The organism is Bradyrhizobium sp. BWC-3-1 (genome assembly GCF_032917965.1).
GTDB classification, from domain to species: Bacteria; Pseudomonadota; Alphaproteobacteria; order Rhizobiales; family Xanthobacteraceae; genus Bradyrhizobium; species Bradyrhizobium canariense_D.
The window spans coordinates 7115533-7139432 of the sequence record NZ_CP136625.1 but is presented as its reverse complement, the minus strand read 5'-3'; the positions used below and the strand labels follow the sequence as shown (position 1 = coordinate 7139432).

The 23900-nt window shown below is 63.2% G+C and carries 15 protein-coding genes and 5 pseudogenes; 11 read left to right on the top strand and 9 right to left on the bottom strand.

Annotation, left to right across the window (positions count from 1 at the left end):
* The first annotated feature begins 1795 nt into the window (after positions 1-1795).
* The 3 genes and pseudogenes from RX329_RS34405 to istB all read left to right on the top strand — a co-directional run bounded on the left by RX329_RS34405 (position 1796) and on the right by istB (position 4443).
* Positions 1796-2026 (top strand): transposase, encoded by a 231-nt coding sequence (locus RX329_RS34405; protein WP_317244947.1) that lies wholly within the window; start codon positions 1796-1798, stop codon positions 2024-2026.
* Positions 2027-2287: 261 nt separating this feature from the next.
* Positions 2288-3583: pseudogene (gene istA, locus RX329_RS42095) on the top strand (IS21 family transposase).
* Positions 3584-3603: 20 nt separating this feature from the next.
* Positions 3604-4443, top strand: coding sequence for an IS21-like element helper ATPase IstB (gene istB, locus RX329_RS34385; RefSeq protein ID WP_317244943.1), 840 nt, complete (start codon positions 3604-3606; stop codon positions 4441-4443).
* A gap of 1399 nt (positions 4444-5842) precedes the next feature.
* Here istB and RX329_RS34380 read toward each other — a convergent pair.
* The 4 genes and pseudogenes from RX329_RS34380 to RX329_RS34365 all read right to left on the bottom strand — a co-directional run.
* Positions 5843-6060 (bottom strand): annotated as a pseudogene (locus RX329_RS34380) (transposase); the annotation flags it as partial.
* Positions 6061-6235: 175 nt separating this feature from the next.
* Positions 6236-6379: a transglutaminase-like cysteine peptidase gene (locus RX329_RS34375; RefSeq protein ID WP_317246461.1), complete on the bottom strand. Its 144-nt coding sequence runs from the start codon at positions 6377-6379 to the stop codon at positions 6236-6238.
* Positions 6380-6839: 460 nt separating this feature from the next.
* Positions 6840-7729: pseudogene (locus RX329_RS34370) on the bottom strand (ERF family protein); the annotation flags it as partial.
* Positions 7713-8078, bottom strand: a pseudogene (locus RX329_RS34365) (endonuclease); the annotation flags it as partial. The pseudogenes RX329_RS34370 and RX329_RS34365, both read right to left, overlap by 17 nt.
* Before the next feature lie 638 nt (positions 8079-8716).
* Between RX329_RS34365 and RX329_RS34360 the strand changes: the two are divergent.
* The gene (locus RX329_RS34360; protein WP_317244942.1) at positions 8717-9607 is read left to right on the top strand and encodes an aldose 1-epimerase family protein; all 891 of its coding nucleotides are present in this window, start codon (positions 8717-8719) and stop codon (positions 9605-9607) included.
* 30 nt (positions 9608-9637) lie between these two features.
* On the opposite strand, the gene RX329_RS34355 is transcribed toward RX329_RS34360, so the two are convergent.
* Positions 9638-10486, bottom strand: a complete 849-nt coding sequence (locus RX329_RS34355; protein ID WP_317244941.1) for an MBL fold metallo-hydrolase — start codon at positions 10484-10486, stop codon at positions 9638-9640.
* 246 nt (positions 10487-10732) lie between these two features.
* Between RX329_RS34355 and RX329_RS34350 the strand changes: the two are divergent.
* Positions 10733-11544, top strand: a pseudogene (locus tag RX329_RS34350) (response regulator).
* 230 nt (positions 11545-11774) lie between these two features.
* On the opposite strand, the gene RX329_RS34345 reads toward RX329_RS34350, so the two are convergent.
* Together RX329_RS34345 and RX329_RS34340 are read right to left on the bottom strand one after the other, a co-directional pair.
* A complete protein-coding gene (locus tag RX329_RS34345) occupies positions 11775-12593 on the bottom strand; it encodes a transglycosylase SLT domain-containing protein (RefSeq protein WP_317246460.1) in 819 nt (272 codons plus the stop codon).
* A gap of 85 nt (positions 12594-12678) precedes the next feature.
* The gene (locus tag RX329_RS34340; RefSeq protein WP_317244940.1) at positions 12679-13821 is read right to left on the bottom strand and encodes an alpha/beta hydrolase family protein; all 1143 of its coding nucleotides are present in this window, start codon (positions 13819-13821) and stop codon (positions 12679-12681) included.
* Between the two features lie 141 nt (positions 13822-13962).
* On the opposite strand from RX329_RS34340, the gene pgm reads away from it, so the two are divergent.
* The 4 genes from pgm to RX329_RS34320 all read left to right on the top strand — a co-directional run bounded on the left by pgm (position 13963) and on the right by RX329_RS34320 (position 18701).
* Entirely contained in the window at positions 13963-15609 is a 1647-nt protein-coding gene (gene pgm, locus RX329_RS34335; protein ID WP_317244939.1) for a phosphoglucomutase (alpha-D-glucose-1,6-bisphosphate-dependent), read from the top strand.
* 291 nt (positions 15610-15900) lie between these two features.
* Positions 15901-16950 (top strand): aromatic ring-hydroxylating dioxygenase subunit alpha, encoded by a 1050-nt coding sequence (locus tag RX329_RS34330; protein ID WP_317244938.1) that lies wholly within the window; start codon positions 15901-15903, stop codon positions 16948-16950.
* Between the two features lie 6 nt (positions 16951-16956).
* Positions 16957-17709: a GntR family transcriptional regulator gene (locus tag RX329_RS34325; RefSeq protein WP_007595257.1), complete on the top strand. Its 753-nt coding sequence runs from the start codon at positions 16957-16959 to the stop codon at positions 17707-17709.
* Positions 17710-17720: 11 nt separating this feature from the next.
* Complete coding sequence (locus tag RX329_RS34320; RefSeq protein ID WP_317244937.1) at positions 17721-18701, top strand: PDR/VanB family oxidoreductase; 981 nt, start codon at positions 17721-17723, stop codon at positions 18699-18701.
* Between the two features lie 145 nt (positions 18702-18846).
* Here RX329_RS34320 and RX329_RS34315 read toward each other — a convergent pair whose 3' ends face one another.
* Both RX329_RS34315 and RX329_RS34310 read right to left on the bottom strand, forming a co-directional pair.
* Positions 18847-20808 carry a putative bifunctional diguanylate cyclase/phosphodiesterase gene (locus RX329_RS34315; protein ID WP_317244936.1) on the bottom strand — a complete coding sequence of 654 codons (1962 nt, stop codon included), beginning with the start codon at positions 20806-20808 and terminating at the stop codon, positions 18847-18849.
* Positions 20809-21152: 344 nt separating this feature from the next.
* A complete protein-coding gene (locus tag RX329_RS34310) occupies positions 21153-21518 on the bottom strand; it encodes a nuclear transport factor 2 family protein (RefSeq protein WP_018455021.1) in 366 nt (121 codons plus the stop codon).
* 100 nt (positions 21519-21618) lie between these two features.
* On the opposite strand from RX329_RS34310, the gene RX329_RS34305 reads away from it, so the two are divergent.
* Together RX329_RS34305 and RX329_RS34300 are read left to right on the top strand one after the other, a co-directional pair.
* Entirely contained in the window at positions 21619-22209 is a 591-nt protein-coding gene (locus RX329_RS34305) for a TetR/AcrR family transcriptional regulator (RefSeq protein ID WP_085384920.1), read from the top strand.
* A gap of 53 nt (positions 22210-22262) precedes the next feature.
* Positions 22263-23888: a choline dehydrogenase gene (locus RX329_RS34300; RefSeq protein ID WP_317244935.1), complete on the top strand. Its 1626-nt coding sequence runs from the start codon at positions 22263-22265 to the stop codon at positions 23886-23888.
* The last annotated feature ends 12 nt before the right edge of the window (positions 23889-23900 follow it).

Below are 23900 nucleotides of genomic sequence, written 5' to 3'. Positions count from 1 at the left end.
TCGATTCCTGCGGAACCGGTACCTGGACGCATCCCAATCGGCGACAATGTCGCAAAGATAATAAAGCCTAGTACGCACCAGGCCGCCAAAATCATCAGTTTGCGGGACATAGAAATCGAATACTGCCCTCCGCGGCTTACGTCGAGTCCTGCAGGGATTGGAGGACATCTCAATGGCAATTTGTCGGCTGGGGTGGCGGTGGCGCTTGTTCTGCCGTCAGCCCGTGGGAGTCGTTTGCTGCTCAAGGTCGAGCTAGAGTTCATGCCGTCTTAGTTCCGGGAATTGAGATGCATCGCTCTTTCCGAGTTCTTTTGCTGCTTTGCATGCTCGCCAGCCGGCAAGCCGGCCGATGCACAGGAATGCGCAGCCCTTGCCGGCCGAATGCGATTGGCCTGCGCAGTCGCAAAGTATGCCGCGTTCGGCGCCCCGTCGAGCGCTGCAAGGACGAGGCGCGCGCTCGACTTGCGGATTATGAGAGGTGATCCGGACTTGGTGGCTACGTGGCCGATCGTGTACGCCGCCTTCCGGCGGTAGCTCGGAATGCTATTCACGGGCCGCCATTGACGGCGATATGGCTGAGCTTAGCGACTTCTCAATGGCCTGTCCGCTCGGGGAGGTGAGTTCGTTTGCTTCAAGGCAGAGGCTTAGCGCCGACATGGGCGAAAGCGGCAGATAGCCGGGGTCAACTAATCGCGCCGCAAGCTCCGCCGCGCGCGTGCGCGCTGATCCCATCGGGTCAGCATCTGACCAAGCTCGCCCTTCTGCGAAGACTCCTTTTCGTTTCGGTTTGCAGGCTGAGTTGGTAGCCATCTCGGCTGCGAATAGGGTGACCAGCGGCGCTCTTCGGCGCGGCGCCTACGAGCAATAAGATCTCTGGTCAAGTAACCGGCGCCAAAGGAGACAGAGATCATCGTAGACAAGATGAGGACCGCGAACACTAAACAACTCCACTGACGACCTGCGGGTATGCTTGATGGGGATGGGCGGTCAACTGCTTGCTACCGTCGAGCCCTCAGGGGCCCCGGTTCATTCCTTCAAGGGTGTGCTCGGGAAAAGCAGCGCGACAAGCGCGACATCTAGAGCGCTAGCCAGAGCAGCGAAACGATGAAGGAGGGCGAAATGCCAAACCACGTCGCGACGCCTGGGCTGCATTGTGTCTCCTTCCGAAAGGCCGTCATCGATTCAGCGGCCTCTGTCATCCTTGCCGTTGGGGCTGCCATCGCCGCCGCCGTTGCCCCAACCATTATGGCCGGTGATGATGGACGGCCCTCGCACCAGACTGGACAATCGCATCCGATGGGAGAGAGGTCGATTGGAGAACGGTCATGGTGGAAGGTATCACGGCGGCAAATTTTCCACAGGTTTTCAAGAATGCGCGGCGGTCATCGTTCTGGGCTGGCATCGTGTTTCCCATTCAGCCGAACAGCATTAAATCATATTAAATAATTAAATCAAACAGAATTGTTCCAGGACTAGGTGCGTGGTCCGGCTACCCCTCGCGTCACCGCGTAAGACGTTTCCTCTGAAGGTCAGCATCTAAAATGCTCCTCCTCAACCAGCCCGGCTGCTCGATCGCTCGGACCGCGCGCCTGCAGACGGCGTACTTGCTCGGCCGCCACATCGATCGCCCGCGCTCGATGGCATGATCCGTTCCCGGCCGAGCTTAAGCGACTACAGAAAAAACAGGCGCCGGCAGGCTGGCGCTACCTTGAGGAACAAGGCTGGACCATGCTGCGCCGAAGCGACGGGGCTTCCGAGGTGCGGCGCTGCGCGGCCCGCGATCGAGCACGCAGCGATGAGCATCATGCGCCCGAGGCGCTGGACGTCTTTGCCCGCGCGCGTCCGCTCGAAGCCGAGCCAATCGGCCCGCGACAGGCCGACCACCAAAATCCACGCGCTGACCGACGATATCGGCCCTCCGCTTGCCTTCCTGATTACCCCGGGCAACACCCACGACTTGGTCGCTGCACGCGGTTTCATCGGGGTGGTCCGTAGCCCGCCCCGTCTGCTTGCCGATCGAGCCTAGGACGCCAGGAGCTTGCGCGGCGAACTGGCCGCACGCTCAAGGCCGAGATCCCGCCAAGCCCGACCCGCAAGCATCCGCATCGATAAGGCAGCTTACAAAGGCCGCAACGTCATGTTGTTTGACCGCGCCATCAACATTGTTGGAGCGTCGCTTTAGCCATCCGACGTCTCCTTCGATGCCCCAGCTGTCGCGCGCCATGGAAAACTGCCCCCTCTGCGTCACGAGGAATTGCCCCTCCTCGGATAGCTGAGGAGAGATTGAATGAAGCGGGAACGAATCACTGAAGGCTCGCCGTGGAATGATCCACGGGGGGAGGTGATGAAGACGCCGGATGACGTGGCGGAGATGATGCGCCTGAGGGCGTGCGGGTGGGGTGTGAAGCGGATTGCGCGGCAGCTGGGCTGCAGCCATCACACTGTGAAAGACTACGTTGCGGCGGGCGGTGTGAAGCCGTTCAAGTCGCCTGAGCAGAAGAAGGAGCTCGACGGCCTTGAGGGCTGGCTGCGCGAGAGGCTCATTCGGCATCGCGGCAATGCCGATGTGGTGCGCCAGGACCTGCTGGCCGAGAAAGGCGTGGCAGTCAGCCGGCGGACGCTGCAAGCGCCGTGCAGCCCTATCGCCAGGCGCTGAAGGCGGAGGCGCTGGCGACGACGCGGTTTGAGACGCCGGGTCGGCAGCTGCAGATCGACTTCGGGGAGCGCCTGGTCGGGATCGGAGGGGCGAAAGTCAAGGCATTCGTGTTCGTGGCGACGCTCGGGCACTCGCGACGGCTCCATGTGCGTGCGTTCCGGGCCGAGAGGCAGGAGCATTGGTTCGCCGGGCTCGAGAGCACATTCACGACCTTCAGCGGTGTGCCGGAGGAAGTGCTGATGGACAATCCACGCGCGCTTGTCGTGCGCCACGACGCGGTGAGCTGGTCGGTTCAGTTCAACGACAAGCTTATAGCCTTCGCAAAGCATTGAGCTTCCGTCCTCGCGCCTGCGCGCCATATCGGGCGCGCACGAAGGGCAAGACGGAGAACGGCGTCGGCTACGTGAAGAAGAATGCGATCGCCGGTCATTCCTTCTCAAGTTGGGGAGCATTCGAGGCGCATCTCGACAGATGGGAGCGTGAGGTTGCGAACGTTCGTATCCACGGCACGACCGGCGAGGCGCCGATCATCCGCTTCGCGCGTGAGGAGATACATCGGTTGAAGCCGCTCGGGGGGCAGCCGTCGTTCGGATCGTTGCGTGAACTGACCCGCGTCGTCGGCAATGATTGCGCCGTCGAGATCGACACGAACAGCTACTCGGTGCCGTGGCGCCTTATTGGCGAGGGCGTGGCGGTAACGATCGCGGCCGGTGAAGTGCGGATCCGCCATGGATTGCACCAGGTAGCAGTGCACAAGCAGTCCGAGGGGCGCCGGCTTCGGATCGTCGACGCCGCCATCTCGATGGTGTCGCTGGGCGCAATGGCGCGGTCCGCCAGGAGATCGCGGCACTGCTGGATCCGTCTCCACCGCCGTCGTTGTTACGCTCTCTTGCCGAATACGAAGCTCTGGTCGGAGGAGGCTTCTGATGGCGTGGGGAAAGAAGATAATGGAAGAAAAGATCGATCCGCTCGATGCCATGCTGGCGCGATTGCAGCTCTCCTGCATCCGCGATCAGCTCGACAGCCTGCTCGACGGGGCGGCGCGCGTGAACCTGTCGGCGCGTGAGACGCTGATCCTGCTGTGCGAGCGCGAGATCGCACGCAAGGATCATCGCCGCATCGAGATGGCGTTGAAGCTCGCACACTTCCCAGCCATCAAGGAACTGGCGAGCTTCGACTTCGAGGCGCAGCCCTCGATCGATCCCAAGCAGATCCGTGACCTTGCCGCGTCACGCTGGATCGCCAACGGAGAGAACGTGCTGTTGCTCGGGCCACCCGGAGTCGGCAAGACACACTTGTCGATCGCGCTGGGGCGAGAGGCGATCCTGGCCGGGTACACGGTGCAGTTCACCACGGCGACGACGCTGGTCGCAGGCCTTGCCAAGGCGCATGGCGAACGGCGTCTGGACGAGAAACTGCTCGCGCTATCGAAGCCAAAGCTGCTGATCGTCGACGAGCTCGGCTACCTGCCGCTGGAACCTGACGCGGCACATCTGTTCTTCCAACTGGTCAGCCGGCGCTACGAAACTGGCGCCACGCTGATCACCTCGAACCGCAGTGTTGCCGAATGGGGCACCGTGTTCGCTGATCCCGTGGTCGCCACCGCGATCCTCGACCGGCTCTTGCACCACAGCCACGTGCTGACGATCCGCGGCGACAGCTACCGGCTCCGAGCCAAGCGCAAGAGCGGCCTCATCAAGACGCCGACCGCCGGTGACGGCCCTCCGGTCGGCTCCGCCTCCCTCCGGCCCGTCACCGGCGGAAACAACCTTCAACCGAAATCATAATCCCGATGGTGGGGGCAGTTCTTCATGACTGCAAAGGGGGCAGTTCCGGATGGCGTTTGACACCCCAGCACAACATCGACCGGCTCGCGGTCACAGCCGACGACGAATGCCAGGCTTTCGTCGACGGCGTTTCGCAGTAGCCAACCCATGTCGAAACCGCTGCTCGGTGTCATTAAGCAACGAACAGGAGCGCCCGCCGGGTCTAAAGCATGTAAGTAAGTGTCAGCCAACCCGATACTGCGAAACACACTACAAGTCCGACATAGGGAAGAGCCACGCTCATTGGAATCTCCCAAGGAAAGAATTACGTAGAAATGGCCGCCTTTCCGACGCTCGCATCTAGTGGCGGTAAGACCACGCGTTCTTCCACACCGGATGACGAGCCTAAGCCTCGCCTTGTCGCAAGGGGCGCTTTCTTAGCGGCCGTCTGCTCCGGAGTTCGATCTCTGCTAGCGCAACGCGCCTGCGCAGCCCTAGGACTTCCAGCATCAAGTCGTTTAGCTTTTGAAGTTCCTCGGAAAAATGGCGACGACGCGGACTACAAAAAGGATCCATTGGCCCCTCACAATAAGTCAGCGCTGCAAAACATAGCTTAATAACTAACCGTATACGTATTTCTGGTTTTCGAAATAGTTTTGGAACAGCTCCTGAGTTCCCTGAGGGATCCAAAGTAGGCGCTTCCGATCGCCACTTATTTGAATCAGCCTATTAAACTTGTATTATAAGGCCGGACGTTGCGGCTGTATATATCGGAATTCAATAATTGGCTTCGGTCGCTCTAGATCTGCCGGAAGGCATTTATTTCTCTGGGACCTCAACGTCGTAGCGCCGCGCGTGCCTGGGGTGCTCGGTGACTTTAGGTGATCCCATGAAGTGTTGAGAGTTCGAGGCTGAGGATGATTTTGGATCTTCTTGTCATCGTGCTGGCCGTATCCGCCATCTCGTCATTAGTTGCAAACCATCTTGTTCGGCGACGAGACGTTCTGTGGCAGGTGCGAAGGAATAATCGAGAAGGTCGCCAGGCTCTTCATTCCGCGTCCGTCATGAATGGGCGCCCCTCCCCAATCTCCCTTAGAAGCCGCGCCCGCAATTCGAGCGCGACGTCGGCCGACTCAACGTCGCAGCCGATCAACGACCTTGGCTCGCAATCCAGCGGAGATGCGCGGAACTTTGATCGGCCGAGAGCGGCGGCCATTGAGATCCTTAGATCCCTGAACTCGTACCGGTCGTGATGGCCGCGCAGCATTTCGACGCCTTCGTTGGAATACGGCGACTGCCTCGGGCGTTACCTGCGCTGAACGGGGCCGCTTGTTAAGTTCAATCGTGCAGGCATTCAGCGTGGGTCCGGAATGAGCGAGAGCCCAAGGCTGGAATGAATCTCTGAACGTCGACAGAACGGGTATGGCGGGAACTCCATCGGCCCGCGCCATTGGCAGCCGCTCGACGGAATATAGAAGATCGCCGCCACAATGTCGCGCAGATCGACCGCGCGCGGCCGGCCCAATCATCGTCGCGCCCGCATCTTCCGGGCGATCAACGCCATTCTGTATCAAATCACTTGTGTAATGCAGCCCACTGCGCTGATACTTGATAGGAGCGGCTTTGGTCCCACGGCATGGTGTCCTCCCCCGATCTTTGCAAATCCGAAGGAATCACAGGCCCGCCAAAACCCCTCACCTTTTTCGGTCAGGCTCTCTCAGGCCACGATTGGATAAGCTCCAACGTAGGGTACGGAGGCGGAGGAAGGTACTTTGGTCGGGCTCGGGGTTTTGTCGACGAACTCGAGACACACTCACTCCCCGACGTCGGCAATCGTGGTCCACAGCTGAGGGTTGTTCGGCATTCGAATTCGTACCCAGCGATACGGCGCACGAGCCCACGGTTTGATTTGCCGCGTCAGATTGTCGAGAACCAGAGTACCGCTTCGGGTACGCACGACGACGACAAGACGATGTTTTCCCAATTTTGACGACCTCACTTTCGAAGGGCCGCCACCCGATCAATCAAGGCTTTGGTCGACCCTATCGGCCTCGCTCTGCCGCCTTCACCGCCTAGAGTGTCTGAACTTCTTCGTCGCAGCCGGTATGATCACGCCTGATCAGAATCAGCTCGATAAACGCTCTGTTTCCATTTCAATTGAGCTGGTCCATCCTACGGACGCCATATCCGGGCTCTCAATGGGTTCCAACTTCTTCGTTCACCCTGCAAATTGTTCTCGATCTTGTGCCTTTTCGCGACGTGGGTCAGCGATGGAGTGCGATGCCTGGGTGGCCAAAAGCAGACAGTGCAGAATTCCCGATCGCAAACCGAATTAAATGCCCTAACGGTTTTTCGAGCGCGTCACTGTATTACCCCCCTCTTACCTTTATTCGCCGCTGGTTGCTGCAATTATATGTGGATTGCTGACAGACGAGGCAGGGCTGTTCTCGGACAAACAACAGGTGGGCCTTGCTGCGCTTACGGGGCGGCTCTTTGGGATAGGCAAGCCCAACCCCCTCCAAGGGCTGCGGCGCCGCGTTAGTCGCTGCGCCCGTACCCGGGAGCAGCTCCAGTGATATTTCGGGCGTTGGTTCGACGCCGCTGGCCGGCGAACGGGCAACGTCTTCAAGCTTGTTCTGATAAGCGGACTCGACGAGCCGGGCATCCGACTCCAGAAGGGTGTTCTTGAGCGGGAGGCTGGCCTTCGCCCAGGCGAGCAAGCCTTCGCTGGCCAGCAGAGCTTCAAGTTGGCTCAACAGTTGCTCGCGGAGCTCAGCCGACCGCGGTGGATCTAGCACCGGCGCGCGATTGAGAACGCCCTGAGTCCGCTTCGTTTTTGCGCCGAGAGGTGCTTGCGGCTCCTCCCCGCGCGGTCCGGCCAGCGCGTCGGGAGCATCCAGATCGTCCTCCCCGGCAATCCCGACCAGAGCGAATAGGCATAGCGCCTTGCATAGGTGAGCGCCGCCCCCATCCGATGCGGTGCCTCGACGTCTTTGGCAGCGCACACCGGCCACTCCGAGGCGATCCACTCGCCGGAGGAATGGGCAAGCAGCGTCGTGAGATGGATCTGGGCCGTGGCGGCCTCAATCCGCGTGGTCTGGATGGTGGCGATCTCCTGCTGACTTAAGGTCTTGCGAACGATCTCTAACCCGGAGGCAAGGGACGCGTAGCGAAAGGTGCGATCGTCCTCGCGTGGAAACGGCGAGCGGATCACCGCGGTCAGTGTCTTCTCTGGGTTCGTCAGTTCGGCTTGGGCCCGGGCGAGAGCTGCAGCGATGACGCCGATCCGCTCACTGGATTGGTGCATGGTCGCCCTCCGTAGGCTGCGCCTCGAAGCTGATCGCGCCCGACTTCGAGCGTTTGGCCCTGATGCCGTGGCCGGTTGCCTCCTTGGCATCCTCCGGCACCAGCTTCTTCAGCTCGGCCTTAGCGGTCTCATGCTGGCCGTGCGCCTCGCGCGTCCGAAGATAGGTGGCAGCTAGTTCGGCCCAGTGATTGGAAGAAGACATGTCCACGACCTTGACGGCCTCAAGCCGTGGACGCGGCGTTTCGATGTTGAACAGAACCGGCGGCTCGCCGTTCTGGACGCACCGCCAGAACTTCCTCTCAGCTGTCAGTAGCAGGTGCTGACAGAGCGGATCCAGCCCGACAATCAAGCGTCTGGAAGCTCTAGATGGGCCGCTCGGAGGCAGAGCGGAAACGGCGGAAAAGATCGTTAAGGCACTTACTTCTGCGGGGGTTGAGTTTCTAGATGAGAACGGAGGTGGCGCAGGGGTGCGGATCTTTCGTCAAAAAACCTGAGCTGACTTGCTCCTCCATAAGAGTATTTCCTTGCAGGGTCGCTTCCGCTGACATGGCTAGCTTTAAATAACGAACGCTCATTGGATCGATTGCGCAAGCTCGCGCTGCGGCGCAAGGCTGTGCCCCCGCGACCGACACCAGAGGACCCATGGTCGACAATGCCCTGTGACGAGGCAGAACGCACCGCCGAGGCTGTACGCCGGGCGCTGCCGCAGCTCGCTCGGTTGGACCGCTATGAGGCGCGCGCTGTGGCCCGGCGCGACCGCGCGATCCGCGCCATCATCAAGCTCGGCTGTTGACAATGATCTGCTTCAAGCCGGCGAAAACACGTCAGCAAACACAATTACAAGTAGAAAAAGGAATGATCCGACGATTGCGGCCCACGCAGAAGGAACCCAATTTTCCGATGAACTTGCAACAGGTTGGGACTGAGCAGAAGCTGGACTAGACCTCCTGCAAAGACATCGCCATCAATCCAGGCTAACATTCGGTCATGACCGACGACACGCATACGATCCGCTGCGGCGGGCTCACCGCGACCATCAAGGCGCAAGGCGCGGAGATGTGTTCGCTGGCAAGCGATGCCGGCGTCGAGTTCGTATGGCAGGCGGAGCCGGCCTGGCCGCGCCATGCGCCGCTGTTGTTTCCGATCGTCGGGCGTCTCGCCAATGACGAATTGCGGCACCGGGGCAGGACCTACCGGATGACCCAGCACGGCTTCGCGCGTGACAGCCGCTTTGCGTGGGTGGAACGTGGCGAAAGTCGCTGTATCCTGGTGCTCGAAGACAGCGAGACGACGCGCGCGCTCTACCCCTTTGCGTTCCGCCTGACGGCAACCTATGCGCTCGACGAATCCGGTCTCGATCTTTCACTCGTGGTCGCGAACACCGGCAAGGAGATATTGCCGGCCTCGCTCGGCGGCCATCCCGCTTTCAACTGGCCGCTGCAACCAGGACTGGCGAAGGAGAGATACGCGCTGAGCTTCGCGAACGCAGAGCCATCTCCGGTCCGCCGTCTCGACGGCGGCTTGCTGCGTCCGGCAACGGAGCCGAGCCCGGTCCAGGGCTCCGTGTTGCGCTTGTCAGAATCCCTGTTCGTCGACGACGCAATCATCTTCGATCGGATCGCGAGCACTTCGGTCCGCTATGCCGCGGAGCAGGGCGCGTCCACCGGGCCGCGGTTGAAAATGTCATGGCGCGGCTTTCGCGAGCTTGGCGTCTGGTCGAAACCGTCGGGCGCGCCGTTCCTCTGCATCGAGCCCTGGCGCGGCTATGCCAGTCCCGCCGGCTTCGACGGCGAATTCACTGACAAGCCGGGCCTGATGCACATCGCGCCCGGAGCGGAAGAGCAGTTGTCGTTTCGGGTTGAGGTCGGATCGGCCTGAGGCCGCACGGCCTTCGCGCATCTCGAGTTCTCAGACCTCGATCCGCGTGAGGTCCTCGCCGAGCACGACAGGACCCGCGTAGTCCCGCCTGACATCCGCGAGCAGCGCATTCAGCATGGACTCATCGGTGCGAGGCCGGTGATGGGTCAGCGCGAGCTTCTTGACGCCGGCCTTGGCCGCGACCTTGCCGACTGTATCGCCGCAGGCGATCGTGAATTTCGCAAGCCGGCGCAGGTGCTCGTTGTCGATCTCCGGCGTGGCGAGAAAGCAGCACTGGACCAGCAGATCGGCCCCCTCAGCCAGTCGCTCGAGACCGGGGCAGGGCACCGTGTCGCCGGAAATTGCGATGACCTTGCCTTCGGCCTCGAAGCGATAGCCGAGACACATCCAGCGCGCGAGAAAGGCCGGCGACATGTCGAGGCCGTCGCCATGCGAGACGAGTTCGGCACTGATCTTCCAGCGCCCGGTGTCGAGAACGGGGCCGGGTATAATGTCGGTCGCGATGACAGGTTTCCAGCCGCCGAAGCTCGGCTCGCCCTGATCGCGCCAGGCGATGTCCTTGTCGTAGACCTGCGTGACCAGCGTATTGACGAGCCGTTCGGTATCCGGCGGTCCATAGATGCGCAGATTGTCCTTGCGCCCGTGCATCCATGTATTGAGCATCACATCGTAGAGGTCGCCGATGTGGTCGAAATGGTGATGGGTGAGAAAGACCGTGTTGATGGAGCCGAGCGGCACGCCGGCCTTGCTGAGCTGCACCATGACGCCGCGGCCTGCGTCGATCAGGATATTTTCTCCGCCGAGCCTGATCAGCGTGGTCGTCGCCATGCGACGCGGGTCCGGGCGCGGGCCGCCGGTGCCGAGCAGGATGATTTCCATGGCGCCACCTCCTGGGGCAGACTTTTCGGGCGTTACAGTAGATTTGAAGCGGTTGGCGAGGCAAGCGGCCGTGGGATGGCCGTCAGCCCCCACAACAACCGCTTGTGCGGGGCTCCCGAACATGATGCGCGGGACGAGAAGTGTGGGCCAATTCATACTTAATACGGCCAGATCGTGACCAATGTTGTTTGGGCGCGATAACGCGCCTAGTATTGCAGCAGGCAATTCGAGGGGGCTCGAACAGTCGTGAATGTACGTTCACAGGACGGCGCGCTCGGCGACCTGAGCTTCCAGGTCGGCCCGCAAGCACACAGGACATCCAACATCGTGGCTGATTCCGCAGTCCAGGAATTGCGTGTCGCTGGCCGCGAGCGGCTGATCGTCGTCGAGGACGATCCGGTGACGCGGACGATGCTGGTCGGCTATTTCAGCGAGAACAATTTCGACGTGGTCGGCGCAAGCTCCTGCGCGGAATGCCGCCAGGCGCTGCGGACGCGGACCGATCTCGTCTTCCTCGACGTGCAGCTGCCCGACGGCGACGGCTTCGATCTCGCCAAGGAGATCCAGGCAACCAGCAATGCGGGAATCATCTTCGTCACCCGCCGCGACACCGACGTCGATCGCATCCTCGGCCTCGAGGTCACGGGCGACCACTACGTCACCAAGCCGATCGATCTGCGCGATCTGCTCGCGCGCGCGCGAAGCGTGCTGCGGCGGCGCTCGATCGACCGCAAGGCGGCGCGCAACCACAATTCGATCGCCTTCGGCGACTGGATCATCGACCTGACGCGGCGCGAGCTGCTCGGCAGCGACGGCAAGCCGGTGGCACTGACGCGCGCCGAATTCGACCTGCTCGCGGCGCTCGTCGGTGCCGACGGCAGGCCGCTTAGCCGCGACTATCTGATCGAGGTCGTCAGCAATCGCCAGGCCGAGGAGACATCCGCACCGTCGATGCCTTGGTGGCGAGGCTGCGCCGCAAGCTCGTCGGCAGCGGCACGCCCGTCATCACCACGGTCACCGGCGTCGGCTACAAGCTCGCGCTGAGCGAACGGCTCTAGAGCCGGGCGCAGCACGAAACGGTGCCGGCTGAGCCGTCGGGTTCAGCCACTGAAGCCGACCAGGAAACGAATGGCGAGAAACGCCGACAGCGCCACGGCGCCGTCGCGAAGATTGCAAACAAAACTCTCAAACTATTGTGCATGATCTCTATCAGGTTCGGTTTCAAAGCTCAGTTTCAAAAATGTCGTTCGTCCAATCGCTGCTCGTCTCAAGGCAGGCGACTCTAATTCTATTGGCGTGATGCGATCCGTTTCCACTTGGCTTCGACGCGAGCCTTGATGAGACGGACCCGGCCTTCCTGTGCTGCCCAATATGCCCTGCTCGCGACCGCCGTGCCTTGACGGTAACGTGCGTAAACGTCCTTCGGCTGTGCCGGTCTCTTTTGATTGTGCGCTGACTTCTGACTGCGCGCTGAGTTCGAGACGGCAGGTGCCGGAGTTGGCGCCGGTGCCACATCTGGGACGGCCGCGGCTTGGTTTCCCAAACTCGTCGAGTTCATAGAGACAAGACGATTACGGGCGCGATTACAATAGACCTGGGAGCGCGGCGTCATGGACTCCTCGTCATGACCGGCTCGATATTTCATCAGGGCGCGGCAAAGGTCCCCGCCTGCCAGGCGCCATGCGCGGCTCAGATAGAGAACGCCATAGTGGATGTTGATATCGGGCTCTGCGAGCTCTGCGTTATTTCCCCGAAATCCGAGCATCGCTGCCGTTTCGGGTCGAATTTGCATGAGGCCGATCTCGCCGACGGCGCCAATGGTGCCCGGATTGTATCCGCTTTCAACGAAGACGACGGCCTCCGCGATGTCGGCGGGCAGATCGGTCCTGGCCGTTTCTCTTTCGATAATTTTTCGAATCGCCGCTCGCGAGGCCGGCGTCTCTCCAGCGCCGAGATCTGCATCGTGACCGCCAGCCGCCAACGCCGGTTCCGCGGCGTTCAGAGCGCTGCCCTGAGCGTGCACGGAGGTGGATGCCAACCAAAGCACAGCGATCGCAACGTGTGTCCACGCCGCGCGGGCATTGCTGTGTGTTCGATCCCGCAGCATGGACATGTATTATATCTTTCGAGTTAACAACCGATTTTCTGGCGGCCTGGCTCGGACGGCGCGACCGGCCAGCGGCGCAATGAAGCTATCGCGACCGCGAGCTCTGGTCGGTTGATGTGCTTGGCGCAGCCCCGGCCAATTTGTCGTCGACCGCATAGAGCGTGCAGGCGGGCGACCATTTTGTGCAGGCGCCAAGTGAATCGCGCTGGGCGTCGTCGACGGTTGCCCGCCCCGAGCGCCAGCCGTAACCGCCGTTCGGCGACACCGCAAAAGCCTTGTGCGGCACCGTGCTGGCGAGATAGCGCGCGAACTCGGCACGCGCGGCCTCGCTGAGCTGGCCCGGCGGCGCGAGCGGATCAGGCGGGCTCAGGATATCGTGGCCGAGACCTCGCTCGCGCAGGAAGGCGTCGAGATATGGCGTCCATTGCGGACGGCTGACCACCGAATAGAGATAGTGGCCGTCGTCGCCGTAAGGCGGCGCTGCGACGAATTTCGCGTTGCCGCCATTGGCGCGAAATCCGTCATGGAGGCGGCGCGCGAGCTCGGGACCGAAGTACGAATCGTTGGCGGCGTAGACCCACAGCATCGGCGCACGCGAGGTTTTGCCGAACGTGGCGAAGGCCTGCACCAGCCCGTTGGGATTGCAGACGTCGTCGTCGTCGCGCGAGCCGCGCCCGCCGGCAAAGCTGATCGCGGCGACGAGACCCGCTGGCGCCTGCGCGGTCAACGCGACGGTGGCGAACCCGCCGGCGGAATGACCGGCTGCGATCATGCCTGATGTGGTGACGTCGGCCCTGCGCGCCATCGCCTCGATCGCCGCGCGCAAATCCGCGACCGCGACCGCCGCCGCCGGCAGGTAAGCGGCATTGGCGCAGCCCCCGACGCTGTCGACGCGCCCGCCGGGCGAGGTGCCGTAGCCGCGCCGCATCACGATCAGCGCGGCGAAACCGCGCCGGGCATATTCGAGAGCGATGTCGTAATATTTGTGCGCGGACATCGTCGCGCGATCGTCGAAACTGCGCGGCGAGCCGTGGCTGAGCAGCGCGAGCGGATAGCGCCTGGTCCCGGCCGGCCGGACCAGGAACGCCTCCAGCCCCTGCGGTCCGGCCTCGGCCATCGGGATACGCAAGTCCTCGGTGTAGAACTCCGCGGCCATTGCATCGGGCACGATGCCAGCCGTCGCAAACCAGGCCATCAGAACAACCAAGAGCCTCTGAAACAGCGTCATGCCCCGACTCGAAAAGCCCCGATCAAAAGACCATAGCATGATCTCAGGAACGGCCGCCCCATCGCGGGTGTTGTGCTCTTGGCGGGGGCTTGGCCGATGCTATGGTATCGCGCAATTCTACGACAGGACGAGGTATATCCAGTGGCTGATGTTCATCCCGCGGCGGGCAAGCAGGCCTCGCCGGACGCGCTCACCAACGTTCCGCGGCTGGTGACGGCCTATTTCGCCGGCAAGCCTGATGTCGCCGATCCCGCGCAGCGGGTGGCGTTCGGCACCTCCGGCCATCGCGGCACCTCGTTCAAAACCAGCTTCAACGAGGGCCATATCCTCGCGACGACGCAGGCAATCTGTGATTACCGACGTGAAAAGGGGCTGACCGGTCCGCTCTTTATCGGCATCGACACCCATGCGCTGGCCGAGCCGGCGCTGGTCAGCGCCGTCGAGGTGTTCGCGGCCAACGGCGTCGACATCATGATCGACAAGGACAGCGGCTACACGCCGACGCCGGTGATCTCGCATGCGATCCTGACCTACAACAAGGGGCGCACCTCGGGCCTTGCGGACGGCGTCGTCGTCACGCCCTCGCACAATCCGCCCGAGGACGGCGGCTACAAATACAATCCGCCGCACGGCGGACCGGCCGACACCGATGCGACCTCCGTGATCGAAAAGCGCGCCAACGCCTATCTCGCCGACGGCCTCAAGGGCGTGAACCGCATCGACTACGCCAGGGCACGCAAAGCCGCGAACGTCCACGCCTATGACTACGTCACGCCCTATGTCGCCGATCTCGGCAACGTGGTCGATCTCGACCTGGTCAAATCGGCCGGCGTCAACATCGGCATCGATCCGCTCGGCGGCGCCGCCGTGCATTACTGGCATCCGATCATCGAGCGCTACGGCCTGAAAGCGACCGTGGTGAACGAGGCGATCGATCCGACCTTCCGCTTCATGACGGTGGACTGGGACGGCAAGATCCGCATGGACTGCTCCTCGCCTTATGCGATGGCGAGCCTGATCGCGATGCGCGACCGCTTCGACGTCGCCTTTGCCAACGACACCGACGCCGACCGCCACGGCATCGTGACGCGCACCGGCGGCCTGATGAATCCGAACCATTATCTCGCGACCGCGATCTACTATCTGTTCGCGCACCGCCCGAACTGGGGCAAGGGCGCCGCGATCGGCAAGACCGTGGTGTCGAGCTCGATCATCGACCGCGTCGCGAAAAAACTCGGCCGCAAGCTCGTTGAGACGCCGGTCGGCTTCAAATGGTTCGTCGATGGCCTGCTCACGGGCGGCTTCGGCTTTGGCGGCGAGGAGAGTGCAGGCGCCTCGTTCCTGCGCCGCGACGGCACGGTGTGGACGACCGACAAGGACGGCATCATCCTCGGCCTGCTCGCGGCCGAGATCATGGCCAAGACCGGCCGCGATCCGAGCCAGCTCTTCAACGACCTCACTGCCGAGTTCGGCGTGCCCCATTACGCGCGCATCGACGTCGCCGCCACCACGCCGCAGAAAAACATCCTGAAGTCCGTCACGCCCGAGCAGCTCGGCCTGAAGGATCTCGCCGGCGATCCCGTCCGCGCCACCCTGAGCAAGGCGTCCGGCAACGGCCAGCCGTTCGGCGGCATCAAGGTCGAGACCGATTTCGGCTGGTTCGCCGCAAGGCCGTCAGGCACCGAGGACGTCTACAAGATCTACGCGGAGAGTTTTCGCAGCCCCGAGCACCTGAAGGCGATTCAGCAGGAGGCTCAGACAGGGTTGGCGAAGGTGTTCGGGGCGTAGTCGTCGAGCCAAAGCGCCGCTGCCACTGCTCCCCGGGGGGGGAGACTCGCCGCATCAACAGGTGTCATCACCCGCGAAAGCGGGTGATCCAGTACGCCGTGGCGCCAGTTGAGTAAACCAACAACCGCCGCGGAGTACTGGATTCCCGCTTTCGCGGGGAATGACAGCGGAACAGATTTGTATACACGATGCGAGATAAAGGTATTATAATACGCTCCCATCCGCCCTTGAACGATTCCATTCCTCCGCTATTGTATACATAACGTATCCACAAGCCTTGGGAGTGAACCGGTGACAAAACCCTTCCCGATGAACGCCTGGTATGCCGCCGCCTGGGACGCCGATGTGAAGCCGGCACTGCTGCCGCGGACGATCTGCGGCAAGCACGTCGTGATGTACCGCAAGGCCGATGGTTCGGTGGCTGCGCTGGAGGATGCCTGCTGGCACCGCCTGGTGCCGCTGTCCAAGGGTAGGCTCGAAGGCGACACCGTCGTCTGCGGCTATCACGGCCTGAAGTACAACGCGCAAGGGCGCTGCACCTTCATGCCCTCGCAAGAGACCATCAACCCGTCGGCCTGCGTGCGCGCCTATCCGGTGGTCGAGCGTCATCGCTACATCTGGCTCTGGATGGGCGATCCCGCGCTGGCGGATCCTGCGCTGGTGCCCGACCTGCACTGGAATCACGACCCCGCCTGGGCCGGCGACGGCAAGACCATCCACGTCAATTGCGACTATCGCCTCGTGCTCGACAACCTCATGGACCTCACCCACGAGACGTTCGTGCACGGCTCTTCCATCGGCAACGAGGCGGTCGCGGAGGCGCCGTTCGACGTCACCCATGGCGAGAAGACGGCCACGGTGACGCGCTGGATGCGCGGCATCGAGGCGCCGCCGTTCTGGGCGAAACAACTCGGCAAGTCCGGCCTCGTCGACCGCTGGCAGATCATCCGTTTCGAAGCGCCCTGCACCATTGCCATCGACGTCGGCGTGGCCCCGACCGGCACCGGCGCGCCGGAAGGCGACCGCTCGCAGGGCGTCAACGGCTTCGTGCTCAACACCATCACGCCGGAGACCGAGAAGACCTGCCACTATTTCTGGGCCTTCGTGCGCAATTATCAGCTCGGTGAGCAGCGCATCACCACCGAGATCCGCGAGGGCGTCTCCGGCATTTTCCACGAGGACGAGCTGATCCTCGAGGCGCAGCAGCGCGCGATGGACGAGAACCCGGATCGCATCTTCTACAATCTCAACATCGACGCCGGCGCGATGTGGACGCGCAAGCTGATCGACAAGATGGTGGCAAAGGAAAATCCGCCGCAGCATCTTCAGGCCGCGGAGTAAGCCGACATGGCCGAGCGCGAGGTCGACCGCTCCGTCTCGCAGACCGTGAAGGCGCAGCTCGCGCTGCGCGACCAGCTCCTGTCGGGCTCGTTGCGCCCGGGCGAGCGCATCTCCGAGCTCCAGGCGGTGGAGACCACCGGCGCCTCGCGCACCCCGGTGCGCATGGCGCTGGTGCGGCTGGAGGAGGAGGGCCTCTTGGAGGCGATTCCCTCCGGCGGCTTCATGGTGAAGGCGTTCTCCGAGCGCGACATCTCCGATTCCATCGAGCTGCGCGGCACGCTGGAAGGGCTCGCCGCGCGCTTTGCCGCCGAGCGCGGCGTCTCCGCGCGCGAGCTCGAGCCGCTGAAGGAGTGCCTCGCCGCGATCGACGAGTTGTTGCGCCAGGTGCCGATCTCGGTCGATGCGTTCTCGTCCTATGTCACGCTGAACGCGCGCTTCCACGCCCTGCTCACCGAATTGTCGCGTAGCCCGCCGCTGATCCGGCAGATCGACCGCGCCTCGTCGCTGCCGTTTGCGTCGCCGAGCGGTTTCGTGATGGCGCAGTCGGCGCTGCCCGAGGCACAGCAAATCCTGATCATCGGGCAGGAGCACCACCGCGTCGTGATCGACGCCATCGAGAACCGCGAAGGCGCCCGCGCCGAAGCGGTCATGCGCGAGCATGCGCGGCTCGCGGTGCGCAATTTGCGGCTCGCACTGCGCAACCGGACCCATCTCGACCTCTTGCCGGCGCTTGCGCTGATCAAGTCCGCAACCGATTGAGGGCAGTCACCATGCGCTTCATCGAAACCTGGATTCCGGCGACGCTCGTCTCGATGCGCGATCTCGCACCCGGCATCCGCGAATTCCTGATCCGGCCCGACCAGTTCGACGGCACGGCCTATCCGGTCGGCAGCCACATCAATATCAGCGTTACCATCGACGGGCAGCCCGAGACGCGGTCCTATTCGCTGGTCGGGGAAGCCTCGTCCCAGGGTCTAAGGATCGCCGTGCGCCGCGCCCAGGACTCGCGTGGCGGCTCGCGCTATATGTGGTCGTTACGGCCGGGCGCGCGGCTCGACATCACGACGCCCGCCTCGCTGCTCGCCGTCGATTGGGCACGCCAAAACTACTGCCTGATCGCCGGCGGCATCGGCATCACCCCGATCCTCGGTGCCGCGCAGGCGCTGGCCCGGCGCGGCACCGATGTCACGCTGCATTACGCGGTGCGCTCGCGCACCGAGGCCGCCTATCTCGACGATCTCGCCGCAACGCTGGGTGATCGCCTGGTCGTTCACGCCAGCGATGAGGGCAAGCGGCTCGATCTCGACGCCCTGTTCGCCTCGGTGCCCAAAGACACGCTGGCGCTGTTCTGCGGCCCGATGCGGATGCTGGATGCCGCGCGCCACGCCTGGATCGGCGCCGGCCATCCGCTTCCCGATCTCCGCTACGAGACGTTCGGTTCGAGCGGCACGCTGCCGACCGAGACATTTCGCGTGCGCCTGAAGGGCTCCGATGCCGAGCTGGAGATCCCGCGCGAGCGCTCGATGCTTGATGTCCTCAACGCCAGCGGCCACGACGTGATGTACGACTGCAAGCGCGGCGAATGCGGCCTGTGCGCCATCGACGTGGTCGCCATCGACGGCGAGATCGACCATCGCGACGTCTTCTTCAGCGACCATCAGAAGCAAAGCAACCAGAAGATCTGCGCCTGCGTTTCGCGCGCCCGCGGCACCATCACGGTGGACACGCTGCTGCGGGCGGATCCGGTCTGAGGTGAGGTCGTCATGCCCGGGCTTGTCCCGCCTGCGCGGTCGGAGCCGCTTCGGCGAGGCGAAGGCCCGGGCATCCACGTTCTTCGTGCGATGTCGTAGGTGTGGATGGACAGGCCCGGCCGTGACGCCGTGAATGCTTTGGTGGCTACGCCGCGTAGGTCGCCCGCAACTTCTTCGGATCAAGCAGCGCCAGAACGCCATCCGCCGACACCGGCCGGCTGATGAGATAACCCTGCACCTCGTCGCAACCGATCTGGCGCAGATATTCGAGCTGGTCGGCGGTCTCGACGCCTTCGGCGACCACGCCGATGCGCAGGTCGCGCGCGAGCCCAATCACCGATTTCACGATCGCGGCGCAGTCCGGCTGCACCAGCATGTCGCGGATGAAGGACTGGTCGATCTTGATGCGGCTGAACGGCAGCTTGCGCAGGTAAGTCAGCGAGGAGAAGCCGGTGCCGAAATCGTCGAGCGCCACGGTGACGCCGAGCTCCAGCAGCGCGTTCAGGACCGACGCGGCCGAGGCGTATTTCGACAGCAGCATCGATTCCGTGATCTCGATCTCGAGCCGGTGCGGGGCGATCTTCGCGTCCGCGAGCGCCTGCACGATGATCTGGAGGAGGCCGTTGTTGTGAAACTGCGCGGCTGAGAAATTTACGGCGACCCTGATCTCTTCGGGCCACTCGGCAACCGTCGCGCAGGCGCGGCGGACGACCCATTCGCCGATCTCGTGGATCAAGCCGGTTTGCTCGGCGATTGGTATGAATTCGCTCGGCGGCACCAGTCCGCGCTGGGGATGCTGCCAGCGCAGCAGCGCCTCGAAGCCGGTGATGCGGTTGCTGCCGAGGTCGAGGAACGGCTGGAACACCAGGAACAGCTCGTCCCTGGCGATGGCGCCTTCCAGATCCGATTGCAGCGCTTTGCGGTCGCGTGACGAGCGGTCGTCGGCTTCCTCGAAGAAACACACCGTGCCGGGTCCGGCCTTCTTGGCGCGGTAGAGCGCGGTGTCGGCGTTCTTCATGATGTCGAGTTGCGTGCTGCCGTCGCGCGGCGCCAGCACGATGCCGACGCTGGTCGCGCCGACGATCTGGCGACCCTCGATCTGGAACGGTTCGTCGAAGGCCGCGACGAAGCGCTCGGCGATCTCGAGCGCATCCTCCGGCCGCGCCCGATTGGCCATCACCAGCGCGAACTCGTCGCCGCCGATGCGTGCGACATGCTCGGCCGCGCGGGTGCAGCGTTGCAGGCGGGCAGCGATCTGGACCAGAAACTCGTCGCCGGCGGGATGGCCGAACTTGTCGTTGACCTCCTTGAAACGATCGAGATCGAGCAGAAGCACCGCGAATTCCTCGCCGGACAGAGCGAGCCGCTTCAAGGCTGCATCGAGCGTTTCGTTGAACGCGACGCGATTGGGCAGATGGGTCAGCGAGTCCTGCCGCACCGTACGCTCGGCCTCGATCTGCCGCATCACGCGCCGTGCGAACGCGATCGAATTGACGAACACGCTGCGCAGCAGCACTGATCCGTAGACGACCACCAGGAAAGCGATCAGCAGAAACGCCGGATCGCCATTCCTGCCGAGGCAGATCGCGATGCCAGCGAAGATCGGGGCCGTGAATGCGATCGCGGCGATCGGGATGGTGGCGAAGGCCAGCGCGCCCCCCGCCAGCATCCCCGAGCAAAGGCAGGTGATGACGAGCTGCCCGCCCGTTGAGGCATTGACGAAGAATGCGACCGGAACGGTGCCCCAGGCGGCGCCGAGGATGAAAGCATTGCGCACCAGCCGATGCATGGCCCGGCGCGAGACGAATTGCGGTTTGGTGATGCGGCGCGCGGCATGGGATTGCAGGCCGAACGCGATCGCGGCGCCCGCCACGATGGCGGCCCAGATCAAGGCCAGCTTCAAGTCCGGCGAATGCCACAGCGCGACTACGAGTACCCCGGCGTTGCAGGCATTGGCCAGCATGATGCCGACCGAATAGCCGAGCACCAGCGACATCTGTTCGGCGCGGATATGGCCGGCGACGGCTTCGTCGGTTACGGGACCGCCAAAGGCCGACAGATCGCCGGCGAACAGCCGCGCGAAATAGCTGGTCGTTTGAGTCCGCATTCCAGAGCCTAGCAGCATGGGCCGCTTGTCCGGCCCGGTCAGGAGAATTCGCTGCAAACCTTTGACGAACTATGAATTATCCAAACTTGCGACGATTGCTCTGACCACTTCTGCGTGTTCGCGATATTGTATCGATAACAAATCGATACAAATGCGGCGCCTCGCGTTACGGCTGTGACGGGAGGCTATGTTCGCTACCAATTCCGCTGTCATGCCTCGCCTTGTGCGCACTTGCGCACTGGGGCGGGGCATCCAGTACGCCGCGGCCTATCGGATCAATCACGCCTGTCTCGGAGTACTGGATCGCCCGGTCAAGCCGGGCGATGACAGTTGTGCTTCAGGCATCACCGCCCCAACTGCTTCGGATCGTAATAGAACCGCTCTTCGATCAACTGATCGCCCCGCCAGGTCTGCCATGCGATCTCATCCAACGTTCGGATGATGCCTTCGGCATTGGTGAAGCTGAATCTCCAGCGCGTCGCGACATGATCCCCTTCGATCAGGCTCGGCCCAATGCGCACCGCCTTGACCTCCTTGAAGGCTGCCAGCACGCCGCGCTCCTTGGCGGCGAGCTTGTCGCGTCCGACCACGGGATCGCCCTGGTTTTCATAGGTGGCGGCGTCCGGGGTGTAGTAGTCGAGGATCGCCCCGACGAAATCCCCGTCCTCCAATCGTTTGGCAAAAGCTTCGACGACATCACGGCTCGGCATGGTGCACCTCACGAATAAAACCGACTGTTGGTCGGTAAATACCGACCGACGGTCGAAAAGTCAACTGGCTGTCCTCGTCCATTTCGACTACAGCAGACCCATGGCGAAACAGGCGGAGCGGCGGGCTGCGACATCGGAGGCGATCCTGACGGCGGCGCGCCGCCTGTTCGGGACGCAAGGCTTTGTCGCGACGACGATGGACGAGATCGCCGAAGCCGCCCACGTCGCCAAGGGCGCGGTCTACCATCACTTCAAGACCAAGGAGACGGTGTTCGAAGCGGTGTTCGACCAAGTCTCGCGCGACCTCGTCGCGGAGATCGACAGCACGGCCCGTGCCGAGAAGGACGTGCTTGCCGCGATGGTCGCCGGCACCCAGCATTATTTCGCCGCAACCGCCAAGGGCCCGACTGGCCAGATCATTCTGCGCGACGGCCCGGCGGTGCTCGGCTGGGAGCGCTGGCGCGAGATCGACGCCAAACATTTCGGGGGCAAGCTGCCGCGCGCGATCGCGGCGGCGATGGAGGCCGGCCTGATCGCGCGGCAGCCGGTCGAGCCGCTGGCCCGGCTGCTGCTCGGGGCGGTGACGGAGGCCGCGGTCGCCTGCGCCGGACGCGCCGATATCGCAAGGGCGGGTGCGGAATATGCCCGTGCGTTCAGGTCGCTGGTCGAGGCGCTGCGCGTGGCTGCATGATCGTGCTAAGTGATGATTGGAAACGCCCCCACCAACAAAAAGAACAGTAGCGCATGAAAGCAACTTTCTCCGTGACGCCCTCCGACCCCGAGTTCGACTACGTCATCGTGGGTGCCGGCTCCGCCGGCTGCGTGCTCGCCAACCGGCTGTCGGCGAACGGCAAGCACAGCGTGCTGCTGCTCGAGGCAGGCCCGAAGGATTCCAATATCTGGATCCATGTGCCGCTCGGCTACGGCAAGCTGTTCAAGGAAAAGACCGTCAACTGGATGTACCAGACCGAACCGGAGCCTGAGCTGAAGGGCCGTCAGGTGTTCCAGCCGCGCGGCAAGACGCTGGGCGGATCAAGCTCGATCAACGGCCTGCTCTATGTCCGCGGTCAGCACGAGGATTACGACAGATGGCGTCAGCGCGGCAACGCCGGCTGGGGCTATGACGACGTGCTGCCCTATTTCAAGAAGGCCGAGAACCAGTCGCGCGGCGCCGATCAATACCACGGCAGCGGCGGCCCGCTGCCGGTATCCAACATGGTGGTGACCGACCCGCTGTCGAAGGCCTTCATCGATGCTGCGGTCGAGACCGGTCTGCCCTACAATCCTGATTTCAACGGCGCGACCCAGGAAGGCGTCGGCCTGTTCCAGACCACGACGCGCAACGGCCGCCGCGCCTCGACGGCGGTGGCCTATCTCGGGCCCGCCAAGGCCCGTCGCAATCTCAAGATCGAAACTGGCGCGCTTGGCCAGCGCGTGCTGTTCGAGGGCCGCCGCGCGATCGGCGTTGAATACCGTCAGGGCGCCACATTGCGCCGCGCCCGTGCGCGCAAGGAGGTCGTGCTGTCGAGCGGCGCCTACAACTCGCCGCAGCTGCTCCAGCTCTCCGGCGTCGGACCCGCCGACCTCCTGCGCAAGCACGGCATCGACGTCGTGCTGGACGCGCCGGGCGTCGGGCACGATCTCCAGGATCACATGCAGGTCCGCATCGTGATGCGCTGCTCGCAGAAGATCACGCTGAACGACACCGTCAATCATCCGCTCCGCCGCACCATGGCTGGCGCGCGCTATGCGCTGTTCCGCAAAGGCTGGCTGACGATCGCGGCCGGCACGGCGGGCGCGTTCTTCAAGACCAGTCCGCGGCTGGCCTCACCGGACATCCAGGTCCATTTCCTGCCGTTCTCGACCGACAAGATGGGCGAGAAGCTTCATGCTTTCTCCGGCTTCACGGCGTCGGTGTGCCAGCTCCGTCCCGAAAGCCGCGGGTCCTTGCGCATCAAGAGCGCTGACCCGACAGTGCCGCCGGAGATCCGCATCAACTACATGTCGACCGAGACCGACCGCACCACCAACGTGGAAGGCCTGAAGGTCCTGCGCAAGATATTGCATGCACCGGCGCTGAAGCCGTTCGTGGTCGACGAGTACGATCCCGGAGCGAAGGTGTCCACGGATGCCGAGCTGCTGGACTATTGCCGTGAGCGGGGCAGCACCATCTACCATCCGACCTCGACCTGTCGTATGGGGAGTGATGCGCTCGCGGTGGTCGATCAGCGGCTGAAGGTGAGGGGCCTCGAAGGCCTCCGAATCGTCGACGGCTCGATCATGCCCGATCTCGTGTCGGGGAACACCAACGCGCCGATCATCATGATCGCCGAAAAGGCGTCCGACATGATATTGGAGGATGCGCGGTAAACTCGCGTCTTG

Bases quoted from the DNA above. Each gene is read 5' to 3' on its own strand.
- RX329_RS34325 (WP_007595257.1), top strand. From the start codon at position 16,957: ATGGCCGAGCGCGAGGTCGACCGCTCCGTCTCGCAGACCGTGAAGGCG.
- RX329_RS34340 (WP_317244940.1), bottom strand. From the start codon at position 13,821: ATGACGCTGTTTCAGAGGCTCTTGGTTGTTCTGATGGCCTGGTTTGCG.
- RX329_RS34310 (WP_018455021.1), bottom strand. From the start codon at position 21,518: ATGCCGAGCCGTGATGTCGTCGAAGCTTTTGCCAAACGATTGGAGGAC.
- RX329_RS34345 (WP_317246460.1), bottom strand. From the start codon at position 12,593: ATGCTGCGGGATCGAACACACAGCAATGCCCGCGCGGCGTGGACACAC.
- RX329_RS34300 (WP_317244935.1), top strand. From the start codon at position 22,263: ATGAAAGCAACTTTCTCCGTGACGCCCTCCGACCCCGAGTTCGACTAC.
- RX329_RS34305 (WP_085384920.1), top strand. From the start codon at position 21,619: ATGGCGAAACAGGCGGAGCGGCGGGCTGCGACATCGGAGGCGATCCTG.
- RX329_RS34315 (WP_317244936.1), bottom strand. From the start codon at position 20,808: ATGCGGACTCAAACGACCAGCTATTTCGCGCGGCTGTTCGCCGGCGAT.
- RX329_RS34320 (WP_317244937.1), top strand. From the start codon at position 17,721: ATGCGCTTCATCGAAACCTGGATTCCGGCGACGCTCGTCTCGATGCGC.
- RX329_RS34360 (WP_317244942.1), top strand. From the start codon at position 8,717: ATGACCGACGACACGCATACGATCCGCTGCGGCGGGCTCACCGCGACC.
- RX329_RS34355 (WP_317244941.1), bottom strand. From the start codon at position 10,486: ATGGAAATCATCCTGCTCGGCACCGGCGGCCCGCGCCCGGACCCGCGT.
- RX329_RS34405 (WP_317244947.1), top strand. From the start codon at position 1,796: ATGAGCATCATGCGCCCGAGGCGCTGGACGTCTTTGCCCGCGCGCGTC.
- istB (WP_317244943.1), top strand. From the start codon at position 3,604: ATGGAAGAAAAGATCGATCCGCTCGATGCCATGCTGGCGCGATTGCAG.